Below are 671 nucleotides of genomic sequence, written 5' to 3' on the forward strand. Positions count from 1 at the left end.
AGATTGATCAGGAAGCGCATCAAGAGCGCGCATATGGTCATTCATAAAGGCTTTGCGTGCTTCGACCTCTTTTTTAAAAGAAGTAAACCATTCATACCACTGCGGATGTGCGTAAACAATAAGTTCAATATACTCGAGAATATCATCAAGATTACGAGCTGCATGTTCAAAGCGTGCTTTATCTTCTGCCTTGTGGTTTTTTGCATAACTGCGGTCAGCTACGGCCATATCGATCAAACTAATAAGCACCAAATCAGCTTGTTCACGCAATTCTGAACTTGTATTCAACTGTGCAACTTCGCGATCAACGGCGTTTGAGAGTAACAAAATAAAGGCCGAAGCCAACAGAGCCATAACAAGAGAAACAATAATCGCTAACCAACGCCAACGCGATATTATTGCATCAGAAGAGGGTATATGAGGGAGCAAATTCGTCTTTGTTGTCATAGAATTCCCATCGGCGAACCTGAAAATCGTCATTTTTCAGCGCAAAAGAGGGCGCCCTTATGGCATCATAGTGCAGCAAACCCACTGAAGAATTCCTATAAACTTTCTTTATTTTTCCCAAGGGTCACGCTAAACACCATGAATTTCTTTAGATGCTGACTTTACTTTAATAGCTATAAAGGGAATTAAAAAAACAAGGCTCTTAAACATAATTATTGTACTTT

1 pseudogene is annotated in these 671 nt (G+C 39.9%); it reads right to left on the reverse strand.

What is annotated here, in order from left to right:
* Positions 1 to 447: pseudogene (locus ACFIO5_RS12125) on the reverse strand (sensor histidine kinase); the annotation flags it as partial.
* Positions 448 to 671: the final 224 nt, after the last annotated feature.

The organism is Bartonella sp. AA86SXKL (assembly GCF_042196885.1).